Genomic DNA, 25,599 nt, shown 5'->3' with positions numbered 1-25,599 from the left:
GGGGCGCGCGGCACCGGCCGCACGCCCCTCGGTGACAGGTGCTCAGTCCTAGCCGAGCGCCTGCTGCAGATCGGCCAGCAGGTCGTCGATCGACTCGATTCCCACCGAGACGCGGACCAGGTCGGCCGGCACCTCCAGGGCCGAGCCGACCACCGAGGCGTGGGTCATCCGGCCCGGGTGCTCGATCAGCGACTCGACGCCGCCCAGCGACTCGCCGAGGGTGAACAGCTTGGCCCGGTTGCAGACCTCGACCGCTGCCTCCTCGCCGCCCGCGACGCGGAAGGAGACCATGCCGCCGAACGCCTTCATCTGCTTGGCCGCGATGTCGTGGCCGGCGTGCTCGGGCAGGCCCGGGTAGAGCACCTGGCTGACCTTCGGGTGGCGGGTCAGCAGCTCGACGATCTTCTCGGCGTTGGAGCTGTGCCGGTCCATCCGGACGCCGAGGGTCTTGATGCCGCGCATCACCAGCCAGGCGTCGAACGGGCCGGAGACGGCGCCCATCGCGTTCTGGTGGTACGCGATCTCCTCGCCCAGACCGGCCTCGGCCGCGACCAGCGCGCCGCCGACCACGTCCGAGTGGCCGCCCATGTACTTGGTGGTGGAGTGCACCACCACGTCCGCGCCGAGCGAGATCGGCTGCTGGAGGTACGGGCTGGCGAAGGTGTTGTCCACCACGAGCAGGGCGTTCGCGCCGTGCGCGATCTCGGCCAGGCCCGCGATGTCGGCGATGCCGAGCAGCGGGTTGGACGGGGTCTCCACCCAGACGGCCCGGGTCTCGGGCTTGAGGGCGGCCCGCACGGTCGAGAGGTCCTGCATGTTCGCCACGTCGAAGGTGATGCCCCAGCGGGTCAGCACCTTGGCGAACAGGCGGAAGGTGCCGCCGTAGGCGTCGTTCGGGATGACGATGTGGTCGCCCGGCTTGAGGATCGTCCGCAGCAGGGTGTCCTCGGCCGCCAGGCCGGAGGCGAAGGCGAGGCCGCGGGCGCCGCCCTCCAGTGCCGCCAGGCACTCCTCCAGCGCGGTGCGGGTGGGGTTGGCGGAGCGGCTGTACTCATAGCCGTTCCGGAGGCCGCCCACGCCGTCCTGCTTGTAGGTGGACACCTGGTAGATCGGCGTGACGACGGCCCCGGTCTGGGGGTCTGCTTCCTGGCCCGCGTGGATGGCGAGGGTCTCGAAGCCCTGGGGAAGAGGGTGCTCGGTCATGCCCCGAGCCTAGTGGGCCCGACCGCCCCCGGCAGTCGGCACGGCCACCTGCCGCGGGCCCTCCGTCAGGTCCGCCGCCCGGCCGCCGCCCCGGAATCACCGACCGCCGCCGGGCGTTGTACCCACCGCGACCCCCGAGCCCTCAGGAGCCCGCCTTGCTGTTCCACCACCCCAAGCCCGAGCTCGTCACCGCCGAGCAGGCCCTGCCCGGCCGCGCCGCCCCCGTCTTCACTCTCACCGAGCCGCACACCGTGCTCGGCACCCCGCTCACCGGGCCCTACCCGGCCGGCCTGGAGGTGGCCGACTTCGGGCTCGGCTGCTTCTGGGGCGCCGAGCGCAAGTTCTGGCAGCTCCCGGGCGTGTACACCACCCTGGTCGGCTACCAGGGCGGCCACACGCCGAACGCGTCCTACGAGGAGGTCTGCAGCGGCCTGACCGGCCACACCGAGGCCGTCCGGGTGGTCTACGACCCGGCCCAGGTCTCCTACGAGACCCTGCTCAAGACCTTCTGGGAGGCCCACGACCCGACTCAGGGCTTCCGCCAGGGCAACGACGTCGGCACCCAGTACCGCTCCGCCGTCTACACCCACTCCCCCGCCCAACTCGCCGCCGCCGAGGCCTCCCGCGAGGCCTTCCAGCCCGCCCTCACCCGCCTCGGCCTCGGCCCCATCACCACCGAGATCGCCCCGGCCGGCCCCTTCTACCCCGCCGAGGCCTACCACCAGCAGTACCTCTCCGACGCCAAGAACCCCAACGGCTACTGCGGCCTCGGCGGCACCGGCGCCACCTGCCCCATCGGCGTGGCCCGCACCGAGGGCTGAGCCACGGACGGCCCCCGGCGCTGCGGCGCCGGGGGCCGTGCGGTGTCGGCGGGTGAGCATGGCGACTCCTCGGGACGAACGACTCGGCTGACCCGTCCAGGCTCACCCGCCCGACGTCCCGTCCTCCTGAGCCGCCCGTCCCGTTCCGCCCGGGGCCGCCCTCCGGCGCCGCCGGGGGTCAACGTCCCTGGAGGGACTTCGCGTTGTCGCCGAAGGTCCAGCCCTTGGAGCCGTCCCAGTTGATCGACCAGGTCATCAGGCCCTTGAGGGCGCCGCTGAAGGCGTTCCAGGACTGGCCGACCGAGCCCGGGTCCAGGTACCCGCCGCCGGCGCCCGGTTGGGCCGGGAGGCCGGGGACCTGCTTGTCGTAGGGCACCTTGATGGTGGTGCCCTGGATGGTCAGGCCGTTGTTGAGGCAGGTGGTCTGGACGGTGAAGCCCTGGACGGTGCCGGCCTGGTACGAGTCGCCGGAGCAGCCGTACATGCTGCCGTTGTAGTACTGCATGTTCAGCCACCAGAGCCGGCCGTTGTCCGCGTACTTCTTGATGATCGGCAGGTAGGCGCCCCAGATCGAGCCGTAGGTGACGCTGCCGCCGGTGACGTAGGCCGTCTCGGGGGCCATGGTCAGGCCGAAGCCGGCCGGCATCTGGGCCAGCACGCCGTCGATGATCCGCTCCAGGTTGGCCTGGGAGGCCGAGAGCGTGCCGATGCTGCCGCTGCCGGCCAGGCCGGTCTCGATGTCGATGTCGATGCCGTCGAAGTTGTACTGCTTGAGGATCGGCACCACGGTGGCCACGAAACGGTCGGCGACGGTGCTCGAGCTCAGGTCGATGCCGGCCGCCGCGCCGCCGATGGACATCAGGAGGGTCGCCCCGGCCGCCTTGGCCTGGCACATCTCGGCGGGAGTGGAGACCTTGACCCCGCTGTCCATCCCGTCCTGCCAGAGCACCGTGCCGTCCGAGAGGATCACCGGGAAGGCGGCGTTGATCACGTTGTACCCGTGCGCGGCGATCCGGCTGTCCGTGATCGGCACCCACCCCATGCCGGGGTGCACGCCGTTCGCGGCGCCGTCCCAGTTCTCCCAGTAGCCCTGGAGCACCTTGCCGGCCGGCCGCGGCTTGGTCGGGCAGCTGCTGCCGGTGGGCGGCGGGCTGCTCGGCGGGGTGCTGGACGGCGGGGGCGAGCTGGGCGGGGTGCTGCTCGGCGGCGGGGAACTGGGCGGGGTGCTCGACGGGGGCGGCGAGGTCGGCGGGGTGCTGGACGGCGACGGGGAGGGGCTGCCGCTGCCGCCGGGGCCGGTGAGCGAGACGTCGTCGGCGAGGTACGCGGGCTGGCCGTACCAGCCGTGCAGCCAGACCGTCACCGAGGTGGTGCTCGCGCCGGTGCTGAAGGCCACGCTCAGCTGGCCGTAGGTCGCGTTGCTCGGCGTCCAGGTGGAGGTGGTGCCGCCGAGGCCGGTGCCGGTGGCACCCAGATAGACGTAGCTGCCCTGGACCCAAGCGCTCAGCGTGTACTGGGAGTTGGGCTGCACGCTGACGGTCTGGCTGCACTGGGCATTGTCCTGCCCGGCCGGGGTGGCCTGCAGCGCCGAGCTGCCCGAGTGCACCGGGCCGCTCACCACCGTGCCCGTCCCGCCGGTACAGCTCCAGCTCGAAAGGCCGCTCTCGAAACCGGGGTTGACCAGCAGGTTGGTGGTCGCGGCCCCGGCCGACACCGAGCCGGCCACCGCGATGCCGGCGCTGATCACCGCTGCGGCGCTCACCCCGGCGAGCGACCGCCGCAGCACGCTCGGCCGCTGCTCCACCCGTCCCGGCCGGGGCGCCGAGACTGCGCGCGCCACCCCCGACTGCGGTGGGCGGCCGACCCGTTGGGCGTGCGAGGACCTCCGACGGAACATGCTGTGCTCCCTTCCCGCCGGGCGCGCGGACATGACCGACGCGTGGGGGCGTGACGCCCGGCTCGGGTGAGGTGGGGGGACATGTGGGGATGTGCCGGACCGGATCGTAGGAAAGCCGCCGACCCCCGTCAATAGGTCTGGACCATTGACGAGGGTCGGTGCAATCAGATCAAGGGTGCCTGCCCCCGCCCCGGGGAGCCCGGCCGGCCTCAGCGCCCCCCGCCACCCACGATCGGGCCGCCGGGGCCCGACGGGCGGTAGTGCTCCCCGAGGTGCTGGTCCGGGGCAGCCTGGCGCCGGAGATCCTCGGAGGGAACATAGCCCGCCGACCGCGTCCCGATACCGTTGGCAGCCTTGAACCGGGCCCAGAACTCCTTGAACGAACGTGTCATCTCAACCCCCGCGAGATCGACGTGAACGCGCCCTCACCATGCGCCTGCTGACCACCGCTCGAAGCGGTGCCGGCTTCAGCCGGACTCAGCGCCCGAAGCCGGCACCGTTACCGGCACCGCTGCTCGGGATGTAGTGCTTGGCCAGGTTCAGGTCCGGCGGCGCCTGACGCCGGAGGTTCTCCGCGTACACAGTCTCGGCCGACCGTTTACCGAGACCGTTCTCGGCCTTGAACCGGGCCCAGAATTCCTTGAACGAACGCGCCATCTCAACCCCCCGTGAAGACACCACAACGTGCCTTCACCATACGCCTATTGATCTCCGATGCAACCGAAGTTCGCCCGGGATCGACATCACTCGGCCCACCACCTCCCGAGCCGAGTTGACTATTCGTCATGCACCGGCCATCACAACGGAGTTGCTGGCAGGAATTGGCCACGGCCATCGAATGGGCGATCGGTACGATCATGGCGACCGGCGGGCGCGGCGCCCGTCGTGGTGAGGGGGATCGCTGTGCGTATCAACCGTCGGGTGGGGCTGCTCGCGGCCGGGGCCGTGCTGAGTGCCGGGCTGGTGGGCCTGACGGCGAGCTACACGATCCCCGCCGACTCAGTCACCGCCAGCGGCTACACCGCGCAGCAACTCGCCCGGATGATCGTCGCGACGGCGGTCATCACCGACTCGGGCGGTGTGCTCGACTCCGGAGCCTGGCCCTGGACGGTCAACGGGGACGGCTCGCTGACGATGGAGTCCCCGCAGTTCAGCGTGCTGCCGCACGGCGACGAGAAGGGCAGCCACGGCGCGATCACCCTCCAGTTCTCCGCCGCCTCCGGCCTGCGCTCGGCCCAGTTGCACGGGCAGTTCAAGGCCACCGGCCCCCAGGGGACGCTGCAGGCCGATGCCGGTCTGCACTACGTCGCCGACGGCAAGAGCGTCCCCACCGGCACCGCCGGGACGTTCAAGCCCGTCACGCCCGTCCGGGCGCTGGACACCCGCTCTGGGATCGGCGCGCCCAAGGCCCCGGTCGGCCCGGGCCGCGAGGTCACCCTCCAGATCGCCGGCGCCAACGGCATCCCGGCCACCGGCGTCACCGCCGTCACCCTCAACGTCACGGCCACCAACCCGAGCCAGGGCGGGTACGTCACGGTCTACCCGCACGGCCAGACCCGGCCGACCGCCTCGAACCTCAACTTCACCACGGGCCAGACCGTTCCGAACCTGGTCACCGTCCCCGTCGTCGATGGCAGGATCAACCTCTACAACTTCGCCGGGACGACCGACCTGGTCGGCGACATCGACGGCTACTACACCTCCGACGGCACCGGCTCCCGCTTCACCACCGCCGGCCCGACCCGCATCATGGACACCCGCAGTGGGACGGGCGTCCCCAAGGACCTGGTCGGGCCGGGCCGGGAGGTCACCCTCCAGATCGCCGGCGCCAACGGCATCCCGGCCACCGGTGTGACCTCCGTCGTCCTGAACGTGACCGCGACCAAGCCCACCGCCGCCGGCTACGTGACGGTCTACCCGCACGGCCAGCGCCGCCCCACCGCCTCCAACCTCAACTTCACGGCCGGCCAGACCGTGCCGAACCTGGTCTCGGTGCCGGTGGTGGACGGCAAGGTGACCTTCTACAACTTCAGCGGCAGCACCGATCTGATCGCCGACCTGGCCGGCTACTACTCCGGCAAGGGCTCGGTCTTCGTGCCCACCGGCCCGACCCGCGCGCTGGGCAGCCGCGACGGTACCGGCTCCGTGCACGGCCCGATCCGGGGCGGCCACACCGCGGAAGTCCGGGTCGACAGCTGGGCGAACGGCGTCCCGCCGTTCGGCGCCACGGCCGTCGCGCTCAACGTCACCGCCACCAACGCCACCGCGAGCAGCTACGTCACCGTCTTCGGCCCCCTGCAGGCCAGGCCCGGCTCCTCCAACCTCAACTTCACGGCGGGCCAGACCGTACCGAACGCCGTGCTCGCCCCCGTGCAGGGCGGCGTGGCCTTCTTCAACTTCGCCGGCAACGTCGATCTCGTCGCCGACGTGTCGGGCTACTTCGCCGCGAACTGAGACCCTCTCCAACTGCGCCGGATCGCGGTCGGTAGCATCCGACCGACCATCAGCGGCCGCGCCCGGCGCGGCAAGGGGGACTCACCATGCGCATCAACCGACGCACCGGCCTGCTCGCGGCCGGAGCCGTGCTCGCCACCGGGCTGCTGCCCGTGCAGAGCGCCGTCGCCGCCCAGCTGCCGGCGCAGCTGAACCCGGTCTGCGACACCGCCAACGGGGGCAGCCGGCCGTGGACGGCCGACCAGCCGTTCACGCTCAAGGGCGGCAACGACTTCAACACCTACTGCCGGGTTCGGATCAACGGCTACGGCGGCGACCTCCGGGGCCTGACCGCGAGTTACACCATCTCGGCCGCCTCGGTGACCGCAAGCGGCTACACCGCTCGGCAGCTGGCCCGGATGATCGTCCCCGAGGTGGGCGTCGGGGACGCCACCCACTCGATCTCCAACGGCGTCTGGACGCCGGTGGTGGGCGAGGACGGCTCGCTGAGCCTCCGGTCGGCCGCCTTCGACCTGCTGCCCGCCTGGGGCCAGACCATCGGCACCGTCGACTTCCTGTTCTCCGCCTCCTCCGGCCCCAGGTCGGCCCGGCTGCACGGCACCTTCGCGCTCACCTCCGCCCAGGGCGACTCCGTCCAGGCCGACGCCGACCTCGACTACGTGGCCGACGGCCACCCGGCACCCACCGGGCAGGCCGGCACCTTCAAGCCGCTGACGCCCGTCCGGGCGCTGGACACCCGGTCCGCGATCGGCGCGCCCAAGGGCCCGGTCGGCCCGGGCCGCGAGGTCGCGCTCCAGGTCGCGGGGGCCAACGGGGTGCCGGCGAGCGGCGTCACGGCGGTGGTCCTCAACGTGACGGCCACCGACACCACCCACGACGGGTACGTGACGGTCTACCCGCACGGCACCGCCCGCCCCACCGCCTCCAGCCTGAACTTCAAGGCCGGCCAGACCGTGCCGAACCTGGTCACCGTCCCGGTCGGCGCCGACGGCAAGGTCAGCCTGTACAACTTCCTCGGCACCACCAGCCTGGTGGCCGACATCAGCGGCTACTACACCTCGGACGGCACCGGTTCGCGCTACACCACGGCCGGCCCGACCCGCGTGATGGACACCCGGTACGGCACCGGCGTGGCCAAGGCCCCGGCCGGGCCGAACGGCCAGGTCGACCTCCAGGTGACCGGGCGCAGCGGGGTGCCCGCGAGCGGCGTCACGGCCGTCGTGCTCAACGTGACGGCCACCAACGCGAGTCGGGGCGGGTACCTGACGGTCTACCCGCACGGCGAGCAGCGCCCGACCGCCTCGAACCTGAACTTCACGGCGGGCCAGACCGTGCCGAACCTGGTCACCGTCCCGGTCGGGGCCGACGGCAAGATCAGCTTCTATAACTTCCTCGGCACCACCGACCTGGTGGCCGACCTGGCCGGGTACTACTCGGGCAGCGGCTCGGTCTTCGTGCCGACCGGCCCGACCCGGGTGCTGGACAGCCGCAACGGCACCGGCGGCGTCAACAGCCCGGTCTGGAGCGGCAATCCGGCGGTGCTCCAGGTGAGCAGCTGGAAGAACGGCATCCCCGCCTTCGGCGTACAGGCCGTGGCCCTCAACGTCACCGCCACCAACCCGACGGCGGCGAGCTACGTGACCGTCTACCCGAACACCGGCGCGGACCGCCCGACGGCCTCGAACCTGAACTTCACGGCCCACCAGACGGTGGCCAACGCCGCGATCACCCCCAACGCCCGGAACGGGGTGGCCTTCTACAACTTCGCCGGCACCACCGACCTGGTCGCCGACCTGGCGGGCTACTTCACCGCCGACTGACCCGTCCCGGAAGGCCGGTGGCCCGCTCCCGGGCAGGGGCGGGCCACCGGTCTCGAGGGAGCGTCAGCTCTGGGCGCCGTCGCCGGCCGCGATCAGGGCCTTGATGTCCTCGTAGGACATGCCGCCGGCGTTGAGCATCTTGAGCTCCTGCTCGGTGGCGCCGGACTTCGTCAGCTCCTTGACCTGGTCCGGGGTGAGCGGGGCGGCCTTGGCGCCGCCCGGCTTGAGGCCGGCGCCGCCCAGCGGGGAGTCGCCGCCGAGTCCGCCGTCGAGGCCGCCGGCGATGGACTTGGTGAACAGGCCCATCAGGTTGGTGATGTCGGACATGCCGAACTCGGTGGCGCCGCTCGGGGCCTGGATCGGGGCGGCGTCCTGGGTGAGGGCGAGCTTCACCGGGAGGTGGACGTCCTTGCCGAGCTTGGCGTCGAGCTGGGCCAGGTCGAAGGAGACCGAGCTCAGCGCGCCGCCCTTGAGGTACAGGTCGACGCTGACCTTCTCGTTGGTGAGCTCGGTGGGCGCGTCCGACGGGAGGTCCTTGAAGCCGGGGAAGTCCTTGGCCAGCGGCTTGACCGCGCCGAGGAAGCCGTCCGCGAGGCCCTTCGCCGAGGCGAGGGCCACCACGTGGTCGACGCCGTCCTTGCTGCCCTTGTCCTCGAAGCTGACGTTCTTGGTGACGACGTCCTTGAGCGACTGCACCAGCGACTCGGCGACCTTGGGGTCGATCGAGGGCGCGGCGGAGGGCTTGGCACCGCCGAGGGCACCGCCGGGAACGTTCTTCGCCAGCTCCTCGAAGAGCTTGGGGTCGACGCTGACCCACTTGCCGGCCAGCGCGTCCTTGACGATCTTCAGCTCCGCCGGCACGGTGTCGCTGAACTTCTTGATCTCGGCCGGGTCCTTGCCCACCAGGGTGGAGATCGCCTCGGCGTCCACCTTCAGGTAGGGCTTGCCGTCGACCGCGCGCACGTCGGCGTAGGTCTTGCCGTCCTTGCCGGCCAGCACGTACTCCAGGGCCAGGCCCTTGCCGCCGAAGGCGGAGCCGCTCTGGGCCTGCTTCTGGGCCTCGGCCTGGGCGTCCTTGAGCGGCTTGTCCGAGGTGACGGCCAGGGTCAGCGAGGTGCCGGCGATCGCGGCGGCCGACTTGGCGTCCAGCTTGTCCTTGCCGTCGGCGCCGGTGGCCTTCTCGAAGGCGATCAGCTGGTCGGCGGTGGCGTCCAGCGACAGCTCGGCCTTGACCGTCTTGCTCTCGCCCAGCTTGCCGAACGCCCCCGAGACCTTCTGCGCGGCGCTGATCTCCTTGACGGTGCCACAGGCCGTCATGCCCAGGGCGAGCACCCCGGTGCAGACGGAGGCGGCAAGGACGGTGCGAGTGGTGCGACGTATCGTCATGATGTCTGGCTGTCTCCTGTGAACTGCGCCCCGGACGCGGCCGGCCCGGCGGCCCGCCGGTGCGGCGGACCGCCCCAGGCAAGCACACATCCCTCACCGGGACGCACTGGTTTTCTCCCCCGAAGATGAGAGCTGGGCCCAAAGTATCCCAAGGGAGGGACAGATCGGGCCCTGGGGTCAGACCGTCAGAAGACCGTACAGAATCACCTGAACTTGACCGCTGAACTCCGCTCCCCACCCGTTCAGCTAGCGGCTCAGCCCGGCCCGCAGGCCGGCCGTCAGCCAGTCGAAGGCGGGGGCCAGGGTCGGCGCGACCGGCCAGCCGTTGATCACCGAGATCAGCTGCCAGTACCGCTCGTACCGCGGGTCGTTGCCCTGCTCCATCCGCTCCAGCAGCCAGACCCGGAACTCCGGTCCGTCGGTGCGCTCGAAGAGCCCGGCAAAGGCACCGGCGAGCTCGTCCACCACCGGCCCGGCGGCCGCGCTGCCGGGGAGCACCCCCGCGGCCAGCGCCAGTTCGGCCCGCTCGCGGACCAGCTCGACCAGCTGCGCATCGGCGGCGGTGCCGGTACGGGCGCCGTTGCCCCGCTCGGCGGCCTGGTACGCGGCGGCCCGGCGGATCCCGGCCCGGAAGTCCTCGTCCTGCACCAGCTCGGCCAACTCCACCCAGGCGTCGGCCTGTTCGGGGGTCGGGTCCTCGGGCAGCTCGGGCATGGCCTGGCGCATCTTGGCGATGAACTCGGGCCCGACGTCCAGCCCGTCGAAGGCCTCGTCGATGAAGTCGGTGATCAGCCGGCGGCGTTCCCGGTCGGTCAGCTTGGCGAGCTTGTGCATGATTTCCAGCTCCTCGGGTGTGGACCCGCGGCGGGCCACCGCCCTCAGCACCGCACGGCGCAGTCGGAGGGTGCGGATCTGCACGTCGAGCGCCTCGGCGTGCACCGCGGCGACCTCGGCGACGGTGACCTCCCGGGCCAGCACGCGCTGGATCGTGGCGAGGTCGACGCCGAGGTCGCGCAGGGTGCGCACCAGGTCGAGACGGGCGAGGGCCGAAGGCCCGTAGAGGCGGTAACCGGCCGGGGTGCGGTCGGTGGGCGGCACCACCCCGGCATCGGACCAGAACCTGATGGTCTTGACCGAGAGCCCGGTCGCCCGGGCCAGCTCGCCGATGGTGCGGAGCGGTGCTTCGTCCATGCCCTCCACCCTGGGGTCTCCCGTCACTGGAGACTCAAGCCTAGGCGGCGGGTCAGAGCGCGCTGCCGGCCTTCCAGTCGGCCCAGCCCATGTTCCAGCCGTTCAGGCCGTTCGACGGATCGACCGTCTTGTCACCGGAGTTGACCACCTCGACCACGTCGCCGGTCATCGAGGAGGCGTAGAACTTGGCGGCGTTGGTGCCCGGGTCGCCCGCGCCCTTGACGTCGCGCAGGGCGATGCAGCCGTGGCTGGTGTTGGCACTGCCGAAGGCGGAGGCGGGCGACCAGTAGTTGCCGTGGATGAAGGTGCCGGAGCTGGTCAGGCGCTGGGCGTGCGGCACGTCCGGGATGTTGTACTCGTCGCCCAGGCCGACGGTCTGCGAGTCCATCTTGGTCTGCAGGTACTGCTCGGCGATGACCAGCTTGCCGGCCCAGGTCTTGTGCTCGGGGGCGCCGCCGATCACCGGGTAGGTGGCGGTGACCTTGCCGTCGGTGGTGACGGTGAGGGTGTCGGCGGAGAGGTCGGCCACGCTGACCTGGCTGCGGCCGACGGTGAAGCTCACGTCCTTGGACTGGGTGCCGTAGACGCCCTTGGCGCCTTCCACGTCCTTCAGCCGGAGCTTGAGGGTGACCTTGGTGCCCTTGGCCCAGTACTGCTCCGGGCGGAAGTCGAGCCGGGTGCTGGAGAACCAGTGCCCGACGATCTCGACGCCCGGCTCGGCGACCACGGTGATCGCCTGCTGCACGGCCTTCTTGTCGGTGACCGGCTTGTTGAAGTTGATCGAGACCGGCATCCCGACCCCGACGGTCGAGCCGTTCTCCGGGGTGAAGTAGCCGACGAAGGTGTTGGCCGGGGTCGCGGTGGCGAAGGCGGTGTTGGAATCCGCCTCCAGCTTCTTCCCGTCGGTGGCCACGGCCGCCACGGTGTACTTGGTGCCGCTGACCAGCGGGTCGGTGGAGGTCCAGCTGGTGCCGTCGGCCGCCAGCTGCCCGGCTATCGCCTTGCCGGCCGCGTCGGTCACCTTCACCGAGCCGAGCTTGCCGTCCGTGACGGTGACCTTGACCGGATCGGTGAACGCGGCGTCGGTGACCCCGTCGGCCGGCGAGACGGTGATCTTCGCGGCCGAGGTCTTCGGAGTGTCGCCCCCGCCACCCCCGGACGCCCCGCCGGAACCCCCGCTGGAGCCGCTGGAGCCGCTGCAGGCCGCCACCAGCAGCACGGGGGCGCCGAGCAGGCCGGTGAGCACCCCACGACGGCTCCACTGGCCCTGGGCCGGACGGTGCTGCTTCTCGGATGCCGTCACTTCGTGTCTCCCTGCTCTACAGCTGCGCTACCACGGACAAACAACGCAGTTCAGGAGGAAACGGTTCCATCATCAACCGGTTGAGATCGTACGAGAGTACTTCGACTCATGCCATAAGAGGAGAAAAGGACAAACCGCCCGCCCCGAGCCGGGGCTCGGGACGGGCGGCAGTGACAGAAGGGGGCCTTACTCGACGGTGTACTCGTCCCAGCCCTCTTCGGAAGCCTCGAACTCGGTCTGCGCCGACTCCCAGGTGGCCGAGGCCAGCTCGACCCCGGGGACCTCGGCCAGCAGCGCGACCGGGTCGATGAAGTGGGCGAGCGAACCGGAGGGGTCGACCTCGATGGCCTCGACGGACTGGGCGCGCTCCTCGTCGTCCAGGTAGTCGTCCTCCTTCACCTGGGCCAGCGCGGCGGCCTTGAGGGCCTCCTCGTCGGTGATCTCGGCGATGAGCTCGATGGTGAGGCGTACGTAGCGGGGAACGTCCTGCTCGGGCAGGTCAGTGCTGGTCATGTGTGCGAGGGTAGGCGCTCGCGGCCGAGGGGGCGAAACCCGAGGTGAGCGGCCCGGCCGAACCGGACGTGGACACGGTGCGGGCCGGGCACCCCGTGAGGAGTACCCGGCCCGGACCGGCCCCGCCGGCTCCCCCACCCGGGAGCCGCGGAGCCGCGCCTTGCGGCGCGTCATGCCGTGGGAGTCGCCACACCCTGGCGCCGACCGGAGCCGGCCCAGGGGCGGGACGACGGCGGCCCCCACGGGGGCGGGCTACCGGGGTCAGGCCCGGTGGTGCCCGCGGTGACCGTGCGGGCGGGGAGCCGCTCCCTCCGCACCGTCACCCTGCTCGGCGTCTTGCCGTGCTCACTACGATGACGCACGGTTGTTAACCCGATGCTGCGCGGACATGACGCCGGTGTACCACTTCGCACCGGAAGGAGCGTTCTCCCGTAACACGACTGACGCGGGGTCAGCCGGGCGGCCTCAGTGGCGGACGGCCAGGAAGGCGAGCAGGTCCTGGCGGGTGACGATGCCCTGCGGCTTGCCCTCGACCAGCACCACCGCGGCGTCGGCCTTCTCCAGCACGGTCATCAGGCTGGTCACCGTCTCGCCGGAGCCGACCACCGGCAGCGGCTTGGACATGACGTCCTCCAGCTTGTCGGTGAGCGCGATCCGCTTGGCGAACAGGCCCTCCAGCAGCTCGCGCTCGACCACCGAGCCGATCACCTCGCCGGCCATGATGTCCGGGTGGCCGGCGCCCGGGGAGACCACCGGCATCTGCGAGACGCCGAAGTCACCGAGCACGCGGACGGCCTCGGCGACCGTCTCGCTCGGGTGCATGTGGACGAACTGCGGGATGCCCTCGTGCTCGATGGCGTCCTTGCGGGCCAGCACCTCGGCGATGTGCGCCTCGTCGGTGGCGGAGGGCAGGAAGCCGTAGTCGGCCATCCAGTCGTCGTTGAAGATCTTGGAGAGGTAGCCGCGGCCGCCGTCCGGCAGCAGCACCACGACCACGTCGTCCGGGCCCAGCTCCCTGGCGACCTCCAGCGCGGCCACCACGGCCATGCCGCAGGAGCCGCCCACCAGCAGGCCCTCCTCCTTGGCCAGGCGGCGGGTCATCTGGAACGAGTCCTTGTCGGAGACCGCGACGATCCGGTCCGCGACCTGCTGGTCGTAGGCGGTCGGCCAGAAGTCCTCGCCGACGCCCTCGACCAGGTACGGCCGGCCGGTGCCGCCGGAGTAGACCGAGCCCTCCGGGTCGGCGCCGACGACCTGGACCTTGCCGCCGGAGGCGTCCTTCAGGTAGCGGCCGGTGCCGGAGATGGTGCCGCCGGTGCCCACGCCCGCGACGAAGTGGGTGATCTTCCCCTCCGTCTGCTCCCACAGCTCGGGGCCGGTGGAGTGGTAGTGCGAGGCCGGGTTGTCCGGGTTGGAGTACTGGTCCGGCTTCCAGGCGTTCGGGGTCTCCCGGACGAGGCGGTCCGAGACGTTGTAGTACGAGTCCGGGTGCTCCGGGGCCACCGCGGTCGGGCAGACCACGACCTCGGCGCCGTACGCGCGCAGCGTGTTGATCTTGTCAGTGGACACCTTGTCGGGACAGACGAAGATGCACTTGTAGCCCTTCTGCTGGGCCACGATCGCCAGCCCCACCCCGGTGTTCCCGGAGGTCGGCTCCACGATCGTCCCGCCCGGCTTGAGCGCACCGGAGGCCTCGGCGGCCTCGATCATGCGCATCGCGATCCGGTCCTTCACCGAGCCACCGGGGTTGAAGTACTCGACCTTCGCCAGCACGGTAGCGCTGATGCCCTCGGTGACCTTGTTGAGCTTCACCAAAGGCGTGTTGCCGACCAACTCGATGATCGAATTGCTGTACCGCACGGGGGTCCTCCCGGTCTGTGGCGTTTCACATGCTTCTCAAGGATGCTTCAAAGCCTAGTGCCGCTCTCCACGGATGGCCGACGATCACCGATAGCGAGCCGCTCCCGGGGGTACGTAGGGGGAAAGGCCCTGCTGAGGGGGCGGAGCGAAGGGGGTGCGACATGACAGGGGCGCAGGAGTCGCGGGCCCGGGTGGCTCGGCGGATCGCCACGGCGGCCGCGTACGGCGGGGGTGGGCTGGGGCTGTTGGGGGTGGGGCTGGTGGGGCTGCTGCTCACCGAGACCAAGCTTGCGGTGCGGGCCGTGGGCCTGCTGGAGGGGGATCCGCCGAAGGCGGACGGGGTGTACGGGGAGGGGCTGACCGACCCAGGGGCGGGGGCGCAGCCGCCGCTGGTGCTGGGCTTCCTGGGGGATTCCACGGCGGCCGGGCTGGGCGTCGGCCGAGGACAGGAGACTCCGGGCGCGCTGCTGGCGGCCGGGCTGGCGGCGGTGGCCGAGCGGCGGGTGCGCCTGGCCAACGTGGCGAAGTCGGGGGCCCGCTCCTGCGACCTGGCCCGGCAGGTCGAGCAGGTGCTGCCGCAGCGGCCCGCCCTGGCCGTGATCATGATCGGCGCGAACGACGTGACCAAGCACGCCCCCGCCGCCCAGTCGGTGCGGCAGCTGGGCGAGGCCGTCCGGGCGCTGCGCGCGGCCGGCTGCGAGGTGGTGGTCGGCACCTGCCCGGACCTGGGCACCATCAAGCCGGTCCACCCCCCGCTGCGCTGGGTGGCCCGGCGGCTCAGCCGCCAGCTGGCCGCCGCCCAGACCATCGCGGTGGTGGAGAACGGCGGCCGCACCGTCTCGCTGGGCTCCCTGCTCGGCCCGGAGTTCGCGGCCCGCCCGGAGATGTTCGCCGCCGACCGCTACCACCCCTCCGCCCAGGGCTACGCGACCGCCGCGATGGCCATGCTGCCCTCGCTCTGCGCGGCGCTCGACCTCTGGCCGGCCGACTCCTTCCCCGAGCGGGAGACGCCGCCCGAGGTGGTGCTGCCGGTGGCGGTGGCCGCCGCCGCGGCGGCCGGACAGTCCGGCACCGAGGTCGCGGCGGTGGAGCAGGGCGCCGGGGCCTGGCGCTGGGCGCAGCTGCGCCGCCGGCTCCGGGTCGGCCTGCCGGGCCTGCCCGCGCTGCCCGGCCTCCCGGGCCTGCCGGGGTCCGCAGCCACGACCACGGGCACGGCCACCGGCACGGGGACGGGCACGGGCACGGCTGAGGCAGCGTCGGCGAACTCACACGCCGGGGTGGTGACGCCCGAGGCTACTTAACGGTAACTTTCCTGCGAGCACCCCACCCACCGAGGAGCGAGTCATGCCCGAAGCCGTCATCGTCAGCGCCGCCCGTTCGCCGATCGGCCGGGCCTTCAAGGGCTCGCTCAAGGACGTCCGCCCGGACGACCTGACCGCCCAGATCATCGGCGCCGCCCTGGCGAAGGTGCCCGAGCTCGACCCGCGCCAGATCGACGACCTGATGCTCGGCTGCGGCCTGCCGGGGGGCGAGCAGGGCCACAACCTGGCCCGCATCATCGCGGTCCAGATGGGCATGGACTACCTCCCGGGCGCCACCATCACCCGGTACTGCTCCTCCTCGCTGCAGACCACCCGGATGGCGCTGCACGCGATCAAGGCCGGCGAGGGCGACATCTTCATCTCGGCCGGTGTCGAGACCGTCTCCCGCTCGATCAACGGCACCTCGGACGGCATGCCGGACACCCAGAACCCGTTCTTCGCGGACGCGCTGGCCCGCACCGCCAAGCGCGCCGAGGAGGGCGGCGGCGAGTGGCACGACCCGCGCGAGGACGGGCTCGTCCCGGACGCCTACATCGCGATGGGCCAGACCGCGGAGAACCTGGCGGCGCTCAAGGGCATCTCCCGGGCCGAGCAGGACGCCTTCGGCGTCCGCTCGCAGAACCTCGCCGAGGCCGCCATCAAGGCCGGCTTCTGGCAGCGCGAGATCACCCCGGTGACCACCCCGGACGGCACCGTGGTCTCGGCCGACGACGGCCCGCGCGCCGGCGTCACCCTCGAGGCCGTCTCCGGCCTCAAGCCGGTCTTCCGCCCGGACGGCACCGTCACGGCCGGCAACTGCTGCCCGCTGAACGACGGCGCCGCCGCCCTGGTGATCATGTCCGACACCAAGGCCCGCGAGCTCGGCATCACCCCGCTCGCCCGAGTGGTCTCCACCGGCGTCTCCGCCCTCTCCCCCGAGATCATGGGCTACGGCCCGGTCGAGGCCTCCAAGCAGGCCCTCCAGCGGGCCGGCCTGTCGATCTCCGACATCGACCTGGTGGAGATCAACGAGGCGTTCGCCGCCCAGGTGATCCCCTCCTACCAGGCCCTGGGTATCGACCTGGACCGCCTCAACGTCAACGGCGGCGCGATCGCCGTCGGCCACCCCTTCGGCATGACCGGCGCCCGGATCACCACCACGCTGATCAACTCCCTCCAGTGGCACGACAAGCAGTTCGGCCTGGAGACCATGTGCGTGGGCGGCGGCCAGGGCATGGCGATGGTGATCGAGCGACTGAGCTGAGACGCAGCGGAGGGTGGGGGTCGCCGAGGCACGAGGCGGCACCCGCCCGCAGCGAAGGAGCAGCTCACCAAGCGGCCAGCGTGATCGAGCGACTGAGCTGAGACGCAGCGGAGGGTGGGGGTCGCCGAGGCACGAGGCGGCACCCGCCCGCAGCGAAGGAGCAGCTCACCAAGCGGCCAGCGCGATCGAGCGACTGAGCTGACGCTCGACGTGGCCGGGCGACTCTCCTGAGTCACCACCCAACTGTTCACCACCCGTTCGGGGGTGACCATGGGTGATTGAGGGGCGGATCACACCTGCGGGTGCGATCCGCCCCTCTTCGCGTCCCCGGAAGGGTGTTTTGTCGACGGCCCGGAGTCGGTCAACTCCGCTGCGTAGAACGGCACTACTTAACAATTCGGGGACAAGGACGTAAGTCACGGACAAATCGGACATCTGCCACTGCGGCAACAGCCGTTCATGCGGCAGTGTGGAGACGTACCCCGTTCCGCTCCTCGCTAGGAGTACGTTCCGTGAGCGTCGTCTACACCGCCCTGCTGCTGGTCCTGATCGCCGTGTGTGCCGCCGTCCTGCTCCACGTGCGCGGACTCTCCCGCCGTCTCGAGGAGCACCAGCGGGCCACCGCAACCCCCGCCGCCCCGGCCCCCGTTGACGAGGCCGTCATACGCCGCGCCGTGATCGAGGCGCTGGCCGCCGACCGGGAGCGGGAGATCGCCGAGGCCCGCGCGTTCTGGGCGGAGCAGGAGGCACGGGCCGTGGAGGACGCACCGCTCTTCGACTCCCCGTTCACCAGCACCGGGTTGACCGCCGCCGAGGAGTGGCCGCTCTTCTTCCCGCGGCCGACCGGTCCGCAGGAGGCCGCCGACAACGCGGGCACCATGGACCCGGAGTTCGGCGAGGCGCTGCGCTCCGCGCTGGAGGACCTGATCGGCGAGGACCCGGCCGGCGGCGCCCGCCCCGTGCCCGGCGGTCACCCGGCGGCCGGCGGCCACCCGGCCGGCCAGCACCCCGCCATGGAGTCGGCCGGCGAGGCCAAGGCCCGCCGCGAGGCCGATCTGCTCGCCACCGGCCTAGAGGCCGGGCTGCTCGACCCCGAGGCCGAGCCCGCCGTCGCGCCGGACCCGCGCCGCCACCCCTCGCACCCGGACTTCGTGCCCAGCCAGACCCCGTCCCGGGAGTGGACCGACACCCGGCTGGCCACCCTGGCCGACGAGAAGATCGCGCTGACCGACGTCCGCCCGGGCCCGCTCGGCACCCTGGACGTCTACGCCTTCGCCGACGGCACCACCCTCTGCGTGGCCCCCGGTGACCGCGAGGCCGCCTACCGCCTGATCGACGCCGTCCGGGCCGGCGAGGACGTCCGCCTGCTCGGCGGCTCCCGGTTCTCGGGCTCGTACTCGCTGACCTTCTCCACGGACGAGGAAGCCGTTTACGTCCTGGCGGACCGAGTGGTTGCCAGTATCTGATTGGTCAAGCCAGGGGCGCGGGGAACGGCGCGGGCATCACCTGGGGCGCGAGTCCTGTCCTACGGGCGGGACTCGCGCCCCCTCGCATGCCCGCGCAGTTCCCCGCGCCCCTGGTGGGGCCTACCCGGCCAGTTGAGAGACCCGCTTGAGTTCCGCCACGGCCCAGTCGACTGTCGCCTCGTCTGCTACTGCGGCCAGTTCGTGGCCGGCCACTGCGAGTTGGTCGCCCACCGCGAAGGGGCCGGCGGACGGGAAGTCCCGGTGGGCCTCTCCGGCCAGTTCCAGGGCCTGCGCAGCGAAGGACCGGGCCAGTTCCAGGGCCGCCGCCGCGCGGGATTCGTGGCCCGGGACGGACCCCGTGAGCCTGCTCTGCGGCATCGACCGGTACCGGTCGGCCAGTGCCTCCACCGCTGTCACCAACGCCTGCTGTTCAGCCATGGCACCGAGCCTACCGACGCACGGGAAGGCCCCCGCCGCAACGGTGCGGTGGGGGCCTTCCCGGGTCACGGCGAGGGTCAGTCGTCGCCGCGCAGGATCGCGATCAGCCGCAGCATCTCCAGGTAGATCCAGACCAGCGAGAGGGTGAGCCCGAAGGCGGCCCGCCAGGACTCCTCCTGGGGGGCGCCTCCCTGGATGCCGGCCTCGATCTCGGCGAAGTCCAGCGAGAGGAAGAAGGCACCCAGGCCGATGCCGAGCAGGCCGACCAGGATGCCCAGCGGGCCGGCCCGCAGGCCCATGTCGGCGCCGAAGAGCGAGGCCACCATGTTGACCAGGAGCAGCAGCAGGAAGCCCATCGCGATGCTCAGGCCGATCCGGGTGTACCGGGGCGTGACGCGGATCCGGCCGCTCTTGTAGGCGAACAGCATCGCGGCGAAGACCGCTGCGGTGCCGAGCACGGCCTGGATGGCGATGCCGGGCAGCGTCGCGTTGATCGCCTTGGTGATCGCGCCCAGGAAGAAGCCCTCCAGGGCGGCGTAGGTGAGGATCAGGGCGGGGCTGACGCTCCGCTTGAAGCTGATCACCATGCCGACCGCGAAGGCGATCAGGGCGGCCACCGTGGCGATGCCGTAGTTGGCCATCGGCAGTGCGAACCAGGCGACGGCGCCGCCGGCGACCAGGGTGAGCAGGGTGAGGGCGGTGCGGGCGACCACGTCGTCCATGGTCATCCGGCCGGTCTGCAGCGGGCCCGCCGAGGGGGCCTGGTACATCTCGGCCAGCTGCTGGTCCGTCAGGTCGGCGGGTGCACCGTACGGGTTCTGCGCGTACGGGTTCTGGCCGTAGGGGTTCTGCGCGTAGGGACCGCCCGCCTGGGGGGCGCCCGCGGCCGGCCGCTGGGTGGTGTCGAATCCCGCGTATCCGGTGTCGCGGGTGAAGGATCCCTCCCGCGAGAAGACCGGGTTGCTGCTCCTCATGCTCATTCCCTCCGGGGCAGCACGGCACCGCCCACAATTCCAAGGGTAATGCCTTGGCAAAGGAATGAGCCTCCACCGAAAGGATGAGTCGACGGTGGAGTTGGTGCCCGGGGCCGGACTCGAACCGGCACGGCCTCGCGGCCAAGCAGTTTTAAGCTGCCCGTGTCTGCGTTCCACCACCCGGGCCGTACTCGACATGCCCCGGGCCTAGGGCCAGGGGGGCTTCCGGCCCTCTCGAGCCACCCCTGAGAGTAGTCGCCCGACTCCCCCTTCCGCATGTTCCCAGCCAGGGAAGTTGTCATGTTTGCTTGCCATCTGACGAACTGTCCGTGATTCGGCCACGGCGGGAACTTTTTCGAGACAGCACCCTTCGCGGTAGCCCGCATTCCACTTGGTGCCGGCACCCGACCGGCACCCGACCGGTACCCGTCCGACGCCCCTCCTCAGGGTCGGTGTCATACCGGAGGAGGAGAGGACACCGCGCGGATACGTCCAGGGGCGGTGACGGCAACCGTCCGCCGGAGCGACGAATCGGACAATCGCGCGAAGGAGGATGGTCACACGGTCGGTGCCGTGCGCACCGATCGGCCAACTTCACCGGTCGGCCGCCCCCGGCGGCCCGGCCCCCGACCCACAGGAGTCCCCGTGAGCACGACGACCGCGTCCGCCGTCCACACCGGCCAGGCGGCCGCCCGCGCAGCCGGCCTGCACAAGGTCTACGGCGAGGGCGAGACGCGGGTCGTCGCGCTGGACGACGTCTCCGTGGTGTTCCCGCAGGGGCAGTTCACCGCGATCATGGGGCCCTCGGGCTCCGGCAAGTCCACGCTGATGCACTGCATGGCCGGGCTGGACACGGTCTCCTCCGGCTCCTCGATGATCGGCGACACCGAGCTGGTCGGGCTCAAGGACAAGCAGCTCACCAAGCTGCGCCGCGACCACATCGGCTTCATCTTCCAGGCGTTCAACCTGCTGCCCACCCTGACGGCCCTGGAGAACATCACCCTCCCGATGGACATCGCCGGTCGCAAGGTCGACCGCGCCTGGCTCGACCGGGTGGTCGACACGGTCGGCCTCTCCGGCCGACTCTCGCACCGCCCCAGCCAGCTCTCCGGTGGTCAGCAGCAGCGCGTGGCCTGCGCCCGGGCCCTGGCGAGCAAGCCCGACATCGTCTTCGCCGACGAGCCCACCGGCAACCTCGACTCCCGCTCGGGCGCCGAGATCCTCTCCTTCCTGCGCAACTCGGTCCGCGAGCTCGGCCAGACGGTCGTGATGGTCACCCACGACCCGGTGGCCGCCTCCTACGCGGACCGCGTGATCTTCCTCGCCGACGGCCGCGTCGTGGACGAGCTGCTCAGCCCCACCGCCGACAGCGTCCTGGACCGCATGCGCCGCTTCGACGCCAAGGGCCGCACCAGCTGACGGGCCGTTGAAGGGGCCGCCACGGCACGCCCCGCCCACCAGCCGCCGCCCGATCCGACCTCCAGGACACACCCCATGCATCGCACCGCACTGCGCAACGTGCTGGCCCACAAGGGCCGCCTGCTCATGACGGCGCTCGCCATCATGCTCGGCACCGCCTTCGTGGCGGGCACCATGGTCTTCTCCGACACGCTCGGCCAGGCCATGAAGAACAGCTACGCCAAGAGCTTCACCGACGTCTCCGTCCAGGTCAACGACTACTCGGCCGGGGCCAGGGCCTCCGCCAAGGACAAGGGCCAGCGCAGCACCGCCAAGCTCACCGACCAGACGGTGGCCGCGATAGCCGCCCTGCCGGGCACCGAGGACGCCCGCGGCGTGGTCACCGGCTTCACCGGCGTCGCCGACCGCAAGGGCAAGCTGATCGGTGAGGCCTGGTCGGCCCAGGCCACCAACTTCTCGCCGGACGCCTCCGGCAAGGACCCCCGGTACCCGATGGTCGAGGGCCGCGGCCCGGCCAAGGCCGGCGAGATCGCCCTCGACAAGGAGACGGCCGCCACCGGCGGGTACAAGGTCGGCGACAAGGTGCGCACCGCCAACACCGGCCCCGCCACCGACTCGGTGCTCACCGGCGTCTTCACCACCGACGACCCGCAGGTGAGCACCGGCGCCTCGCTCACCCTGCTCGACACCGCCACGGCCCAGCAGCAGCTGCTGTCGCCCGGTCAGTTCAGCAGCATCGCGGTCAAGGCCAAGCCCGGGGTCACCGAGCAGGCCCTCCAGGACGCGGTGATCACCAAGCTGCCGAGTAACGACCACCAGTTCACGGTGCAGACCGGCAAGCAGCTGACCGACGACCAGACCCAGATGATCGCCCGCAGCACCGACGCGATGAAGACCATGTTGCTGGCCTTCGCCGGCATCTCGCTCTTCGTCGGCATCTTCATCATCGCCAACACCTTCACCATGCTGATCGCCCAGCGGACGAAGGAGCTGGCCCTGCTCCGCGCGGTCGGCGCCAGCCGCCGCCAGGTCACCAACTCGGTGCTGGTGGAGGCCCTGCTGATCGGTCTGCTGGCCTCGGTGGCCGGTCTGCTCGCGGGCATCGGCATCGGCGCGGGCATGCAGGCCCTGGTGCACGGGCTCAACCCGGGCATGCCCACCGGTGACCTGGTGGTCTCCCCCACCGCGCTGATCGTCGCCCCGGTGGTCGGCGTCCTGGTCACCGTGCTCTCCGCCGTGCTGCCCGCCGTGCGCGCCTCCCGGATCGCCCCGGTGGCCGCGATGAGCAGCGGCGACCAGCCGGCCACCCAGAAGGGCCTGCTGGTCCGCAACATCATCGGCTTCCTGATCGCCGGTGGCGGCGGCGCGCTGATCGCGATGGGCGCCGGCATGGGCAAGGACGGCCGGACGGCGGTCGGCCTCGGCGCCGGCCTGGCCCTGATCGGCGTGTTCGTCCTGCTGCCGCTGCTCTCCCGCCCGGTGATCGCGCTGGTCGGCCCGCTGCTGGCCAAGCTGGCCGGCACCCCCGGCAAGCTCGCCCGGCAGAACGCGGTGCGCAACCCGCGCCGCACCGCCGCCACCGCCGCCGCCCTCACCATCGGTCTGACGCTGGTCAGCGCGCTCACCGTGCTCGGTGCCTCGGTCGGCGGGGCGGTCGACAAGGCCGTCACCAGCGCGATGTCCGCCGACTACGACGTCAAGATGGCCAACGGCATGACGATGACGCCGGAGATGGCGGCGAAGATCGCCAAGGCCCCCGGGGTGGCCGCCGCCAGCCCGTTCAACGAGGTCTACTGGGACGTCAACGGCACCTCCGGCTCGGTCAACGGCATCGACGCCGACAGCGCCGGTCGCCTGCTCAAGCCCGAGCTGACCACCGGTTCGCTGGCCGCCCTCGGCCAGGGCCAGGCCCTGATCAGCGACGCGTTCGCCAAGAGCCACGGCCTGGCCGTCGGCTCCGCCCTGAAGATCGACGCCTACGGCGGCTCCAAGGGTGCGCTGACCGTCGGCGGCGTCTACCGGGACAACGCGATGCTCGCCCCGGTCCTGGTCTCCAACGCCCAGGTGCAGAAGCTGGATCCGGAGGCCGAGATCCGCGAGGTGATGGTGCTCGGCACCAACGGCACCTCCGCCGCCCTCCAGCAGTCGATCATGGACGCCACCGGCAACAACCCGGTGGTCCAGGTCAAGACCAAGCAGGAGATCCGCGACGAGTTCAACCAGATCATCACCTTCGCGCTGAACATGATGTACGGCCTGCTGGCGATGTCCGTCCTGGTCGCCGTGCTCGGCGTGATCAACACGCTGGCGATGTCCGTCTTCGAGCGCAAGCGCGAGATCGGCATGCTGCGCGCGATCGGTCTCGACCGCAGCGGCGTCAAGCGGATGGTCCGGCTGGAGTCGGTGGTGATCTCGCTCTTCGGTGCGGCGATCGGCGTGGCCCTCGGCTGCTTCTGTGCCTGGGCGGTCAACGGCACCCTCAAGGACAGCCTCACCGGTCTGACCACCGTGCTGCCCTACGGCAAGCTCGCGCTCTTCCTGGCCCTGGCCGGCCTGGTCGGCTTCGTGGCGGCCCTGTGGCCCGCCCGCCGGGCCGCCAAGCTGGACATCCTCGACAGCATCAAGACCGACTGACCCGAGGGCCGTGCGGTTCCCCTGCCGCACGGCGAAGGCCCCGGCCCTCCCCCTTCTACGAGGGGGAGGGCCGGGGCCTTCGCTTGGGAACTTCTCGTTCTGTACTCCGCCCGGTCGCACTGGCCGGCTGAGCACCACGGAGGTCGTGGTCCGGCAACGCTGCCGGGCGGAGAGCCTCCGACTCATATGCCCCGGTGTTCCCACACCAAGGCCCAGGTCGTCGTTCCTACTTGCTGGCGAGCTCCTTGGCGGGAGCGGCGGCCTCGACCGGCTTCGGCGCCGGACCGGCCGCGTCCTGGAACTCCTTGAACGGGTTCTCCATCTGGACCAGGCCGACGGACTCGCGCTTGAGGAACATCGCGAGGGTCCAGTCGGTGAAGACCCGGATCTTGCGGTTCATGGTCGGGACCATGGCGCCGTGGTACAGGCGGTGGAACCACCAGGCCGGACGGCCCTTCAGCTTGTACTTGCCGAAGAGGATCGCCACGCCCTTGTGCAGGCCGAGACCGGCGACCGCACCGAGGTTCTTGTGCTTGTACTCCTTCTGCGGGAAGCCCCGCATGCCGGAGATGACGTTGTCACCGAGGACGACCGCCTGGCGGCAGGCGTGCTGGGCGTTCGGCGGGCACCAGGCGCCCTCGCCGGCGGCGAGGTCAGGCACCTGGGCGTTGTCGCCGGCCGACCAGACGTAGTCGAAGCCCTGGACCTGGAGGGTCGGGGCGGTGTCCACGTGGCCGCGCGGGCCCAGCGGGAGGCCGAAGTTGGCCAGCACCGGGTTCGGCTTGACGCCGGCCGTCCACACGATGGTGGAGGCGTCGACCTCGATGCCGTTCTTCAGCACCACGTGCTGGTCGACGCAGGAGTCCATCGAGGTCTCGATGTAGATCTCGATGTTGCGCTCTTCGAGCTTCTCCTTGGTCCACAGACCGAGGTCCGGGCCCATCTCGGGGAGGATGCGGTTGGCCGCCTCCACCACGATGAAGCGCATGTCGTCACGGCTGACGGTCTTGTAGAGCTTGGCCGCGTCGCGGGCCATGTCCTCGATCTCGGCGACCGTCTCGATGCCGGCGAAGCCGCCACCGATGACCACGAAGGTGAGGGCCTTGCGGCGCACCTCCGGGTCGGCGGTCGACTCGGCCTTGTCCAGCTGCGCCATGACGTGGTTGCGGAGGCTGATCGCCTCTTCGACCGACTTCATGCCGATGCCGTGCTCGGCCAGGCCGGGGATCGGGAAGGTGCGGGAGACCGAGCCGGTGGCGACGACCAGGTAGTCGAAGGACAGCTCGTAGGGGTCGCCGGCCGCGGGCGCGATGGTGGCGACCTTGCGGGCGTGGTCCACACCGGTGACCGCACCGGTGAGCACCTCCGCCTTCTTGAGGGCGCTGCGCAGGGGCGCGACGAGGTTGCGGGGCGCGACGTTGCCGCCGGCCGCCTCGGGAAGGAAGGGCAGGTACGTCATGTACGACCGCGGGTCCACGACCGTGACGGTCGCTTCGCCGTAGCGCATCTTCTTGAGGATGCGCATCGCGGCATACAGGCCGACGTAACCACCGCCGACAATGAGGATGCGAGGACGCTCCGTGGTGCTCATATCGGAAAGTATCCAGCACCGTCCGGCCGCACTTTCGTGAGGCCCGTCACATGACGCTGGACAC

General features: G+C 71.3%; 19 protein-coding genes and 1 tRNA gene. 8 read left to right on the top strand and 12 right to left on the bottom strand.

Annotation, left to right across the window (positions count from 1 at the left end; all coding sequences use genetic code 11):
• Positions 1-48: 48 nt before the first annotated feature.
• Positions 49-1,203, bottom strand: coding sequence for a cystathionine gamma-synthase (locus CFP65_RS23605; RefSeq protein ID WP_104818068.1), 1,155 nt, complete (start codon positions 1,201-1,203; stop codon positions 49-51).
• Positions 1,204-1,358: 155 nt separating this feature from the next.
• Between CFP65_RS23605 and msrA the strand changes: the two genes are divergently transcribed.
• Positions 1,359-2,024 (top strand): peptide-methionine (S)-S-oxide reductase MsrA, encoded by a 666-nt coding sequence (msrA, locus tag CFP65_RS23600; protein WP_217368181.1) that lies wholly within the window; start codon positions 1,359-1,361, stop codon positions 2,022-2,024.
• Positions 2,025-2,202: 178 nt separating this feature from the next.
• Here the strand turns inward: msrA and CFP65_RS23595 are convergent, their stop codons facing one another.
• Positions 2,203-3,921, bottom strand: a complete 1,719-nt coding sequence (locus CFP65_RS23595) for a carbohydrate binding domain-containing protein (protein WP_104818067.1) — start codon at positions 3,919-3,921, stop codon at positions 2,203-2,205.
• A 477-nt stretch (positions 3,922-4,398) separates the two neighbouring features.
• Entirely contained in the window at positions 4,399-4,578 is a 180-nt protein-coding gene (locus tag CFP65_RS23585) for a hypothetical protein (protein ID WP_104818065.1), read from the bottom strand.
• Between the two features lie 246 nt (positions 4,579-4,824).
• On the opposite strand from CFP65_RS23585, the gene CFP65_RS41165 reads away from it, so the two are divergent.
• Together CFP65_RS41165 and CFP65_RS23575 are read left to right on the top strand one after the other, a co-directional pair.
• Complete coding sequence (locus tag CFP65_RS41165; protein ID WP_158702329.1) at positions 4,825-6,375, top strand: hypothetical protein; 1,551 nt, start codon at positions 4,825-4,827, stop codon at positions 6,373-6,375.
• A gap of 86 nt (positions 6,376-6,461) precedes the next feature.
• Positions 6,462-8,195, top strand: a complete 1,734-nt coding sequence (locus CFP65_RS23575; RefSeq protein WP_104818063.1) for a hypothetical protein — start codon at positions 6,462-6,464, stop codon at positions 8,193-8,195.
• Positions 8,196-8,258: 63 nt separating this feature from the next.
• Here CFP65_RS23575 and CFP65_RS23570 read toward each other — a convergent pair whose 3' ends face one another.
• The 5 genes from CFP65_RS23570 to CFP65_RS23550 all read right to left on the bottom strand — a co-directional run bounded on the left by CFP65_RS23570 (position 8,259) and on the right by CFP65_RS23550 (position 14,448).
• On the bottom strand, positions 8,259-9,581 hold the full coding sequence (locus CFP65_RS23570) for a hypothetical protein (RefSeq protein ID WP_104818062.1): 1,323 nt from the start codon (positions 9,579-9,581) through the stop codon (positions 8,259-8,261).
• 246 nt (positions 9,582-9,827) lie between these two features.
• Positions 9,828-10,772, bottom strand: coding sequence for a MerR family transcriptional regulator (locus CFP65_RS23565; protein ID WP_104818061.1), 945 nt, complete (start codon positions 10,770-10,772; stop codon positions 9,828-9,830).
• A 52-nt stretch (positions 10,773-10,824) separates the two neighbouring features.
• Entirely contained in the window at positions 10,825-12,075 is a 1,251-nt protein-coding gene (locus CFP65_RS23560; protein WP_104818060.1) for an Ig-like domain-containing protein, read from the bottom strand.
• Positions 12,076-12,261: 186 nt separating this feature from the next.
• Positions 12,262-12,588, bottom strand: coding sequence for a hypothetical protein (locus CFP65_RS23555; protein ID WP_104818059.1), 327 nt, complete (start codon positions 12,586-12,588; stop codon positions 12,262-12,264).
• 465 nt (positions 12,589-13,053) lie between these two features.
• A complete protein-coding gene (locus CFP65_RS23550) occupies positions 13,054-14,448 on the bottom strand; it encodes a cystathionine beta-synthase (protein WP_104818058.1) in 1,395 nt (464 codons plus the stop codon).
• Between the two features lie 161 nt (positions 14,449-14,609).
• Here CFP65_RS23550 and CFP65_RS23545 point away from each other — a divergent pair, with 161 nt between their 5' ends.
• From CFP65_RS23545 to CFP65_RS23535, 3 genes are all read left to right on the top strand, one after another.
• Complete coding sequence (locus CFP65_RS23545; protein ID WP_104818057.1) at positions 14,610-15,749, top strand: SGNH/GDSL hydrolase family protein; 1,140 nt, start codon at positions 14,610-14,612, stop codon at positions 15,747-15,749.
• 43 nt (positions 15,750-15,792) lie between these two features.
• Positions 15,793-17,013 (top strand): acetyl-CoA C-acetyltransferase, encoded by a 1,221-nt coding sequence (locus CFP65_RS23540; RefSeq protein WP_104818056.1) that lies wholly within the window; start codon positions 15,793-15,795, stop codon positions 17,011-17,013.
• A gap of 512 nt (positions 17,014-17,525) precedes the next feature.
• Positions 17,526-18,479, top strand: coding sequence for a hypothetical protein (locus CFP65_RS23535; protein WP_104818055.1), 954 nt, complete (start codon positions 17,526-17,528; stop codon positions 18,477-18,479).
• 120 nt (positions 18,480-18,599) lie between these two features.
• Here CFP65_RS23535 and CFP65_RS23530 read toward each other — a convergent pair whose 3' ends face one another.
• The 3 genes from CFP65_RS23530 to CFP65_RS23520 all read right to left on the bottom strand — a co-directional run bounded on the left by CFP65_RS23530 (position 18,600) and on the right by CFP65_RS23520 (position 20,077).
• Positions 18,600-18,917 carry a hypothetical protein gene (locus CFP65_RS23530; RefSeq protein WP_104821066.1) on the bottom strand — a complete coding sequence of 106 codons (318 nt, stop codon included), beginning with the start codon at positions 18,915-18,917 and terminating at the stop codon, positions 18,600-18,602.
• A gap of 77 nt (positions 18,918-18,994) precedes the next feature.
• Entirely contained in the window at positions 18,995-19,891 is an 897-nt protein-coding gene (locus CFP65_RS23525) for a Bax inhibitor-1/YccA family protein (protein ID WP_104818054.1), read from the bottom strand.
• Between the two features lie 101 nt (positions 19,892-19,992).
• A tRNA-Leu gene (locus CFP65_RS23520) sits at positions 19,993-20,077 on the bottom strand.
• A gap of 459 nt (positions 20,078-20,536) precedes the next feature.
• Here CFP65_RS23520 and CFP65_RS23515 point away from each other — a divergent pair.
• Together CFP65_RS23515 and CFP65_RS23510 are read left to right on the top strand one after the other, a co-directional pair.
• Positions 20,537-21,310: an ABC transporter ATP-binding protein gene (locus tag CFP65_RS23515; RefSeq protein WP_104818053.1), complete on the top strand. Its 774-nt coding sequence runs from the start codon at positions 20,537-20,539 to the stop codon at positions 21,308-21,310.
• A 75-nt stretch (positions 21,311-21,385) separates the two neighbouring features.
• Positions 21,386-23,944 carry an ABC transporter permease gene (locus CFP65_RS23510; protein ID WP_104818052.1) on the top strand — a complete coding sequence of 853 codons (2,559 nt, stop codon included), beginning with the start codon at positions 21,386-21,388 and terminating at the stop codon, positions 23,942-23,944.
• Between the two features lie 226 nt (positions 23,945-24,170).
• Here CFP65_RS23510 and CFP65_RS23505 read toward each other — a convergent pair whose 3' ends face one another.
• Complete coding sequence (locus CFP65_RS23505; protein ID WP_104818051.1) at positions 24,171-25,535, bottom strand: NAD(P)/FAD-dependent oxidoreductase; 1,365 nt, start codon at positions 25,533-25,535, stop codon at positions 24,171-24,173.
• Positions 25,536-25,599: the final 64 nt, after the last annotated feature.

Source organism: Kitasatospora sp. MMS16-BH015, assembly GCF_002943525.1.
Lineage (GTDB): Bacteria > Actinomycetota > Actinomycetes > Streptomycetales > Streptomycetaceae > Kitasatospora.
This window is presented reverse-complemented; position numbering and strand designations above follow the sequence as displayed.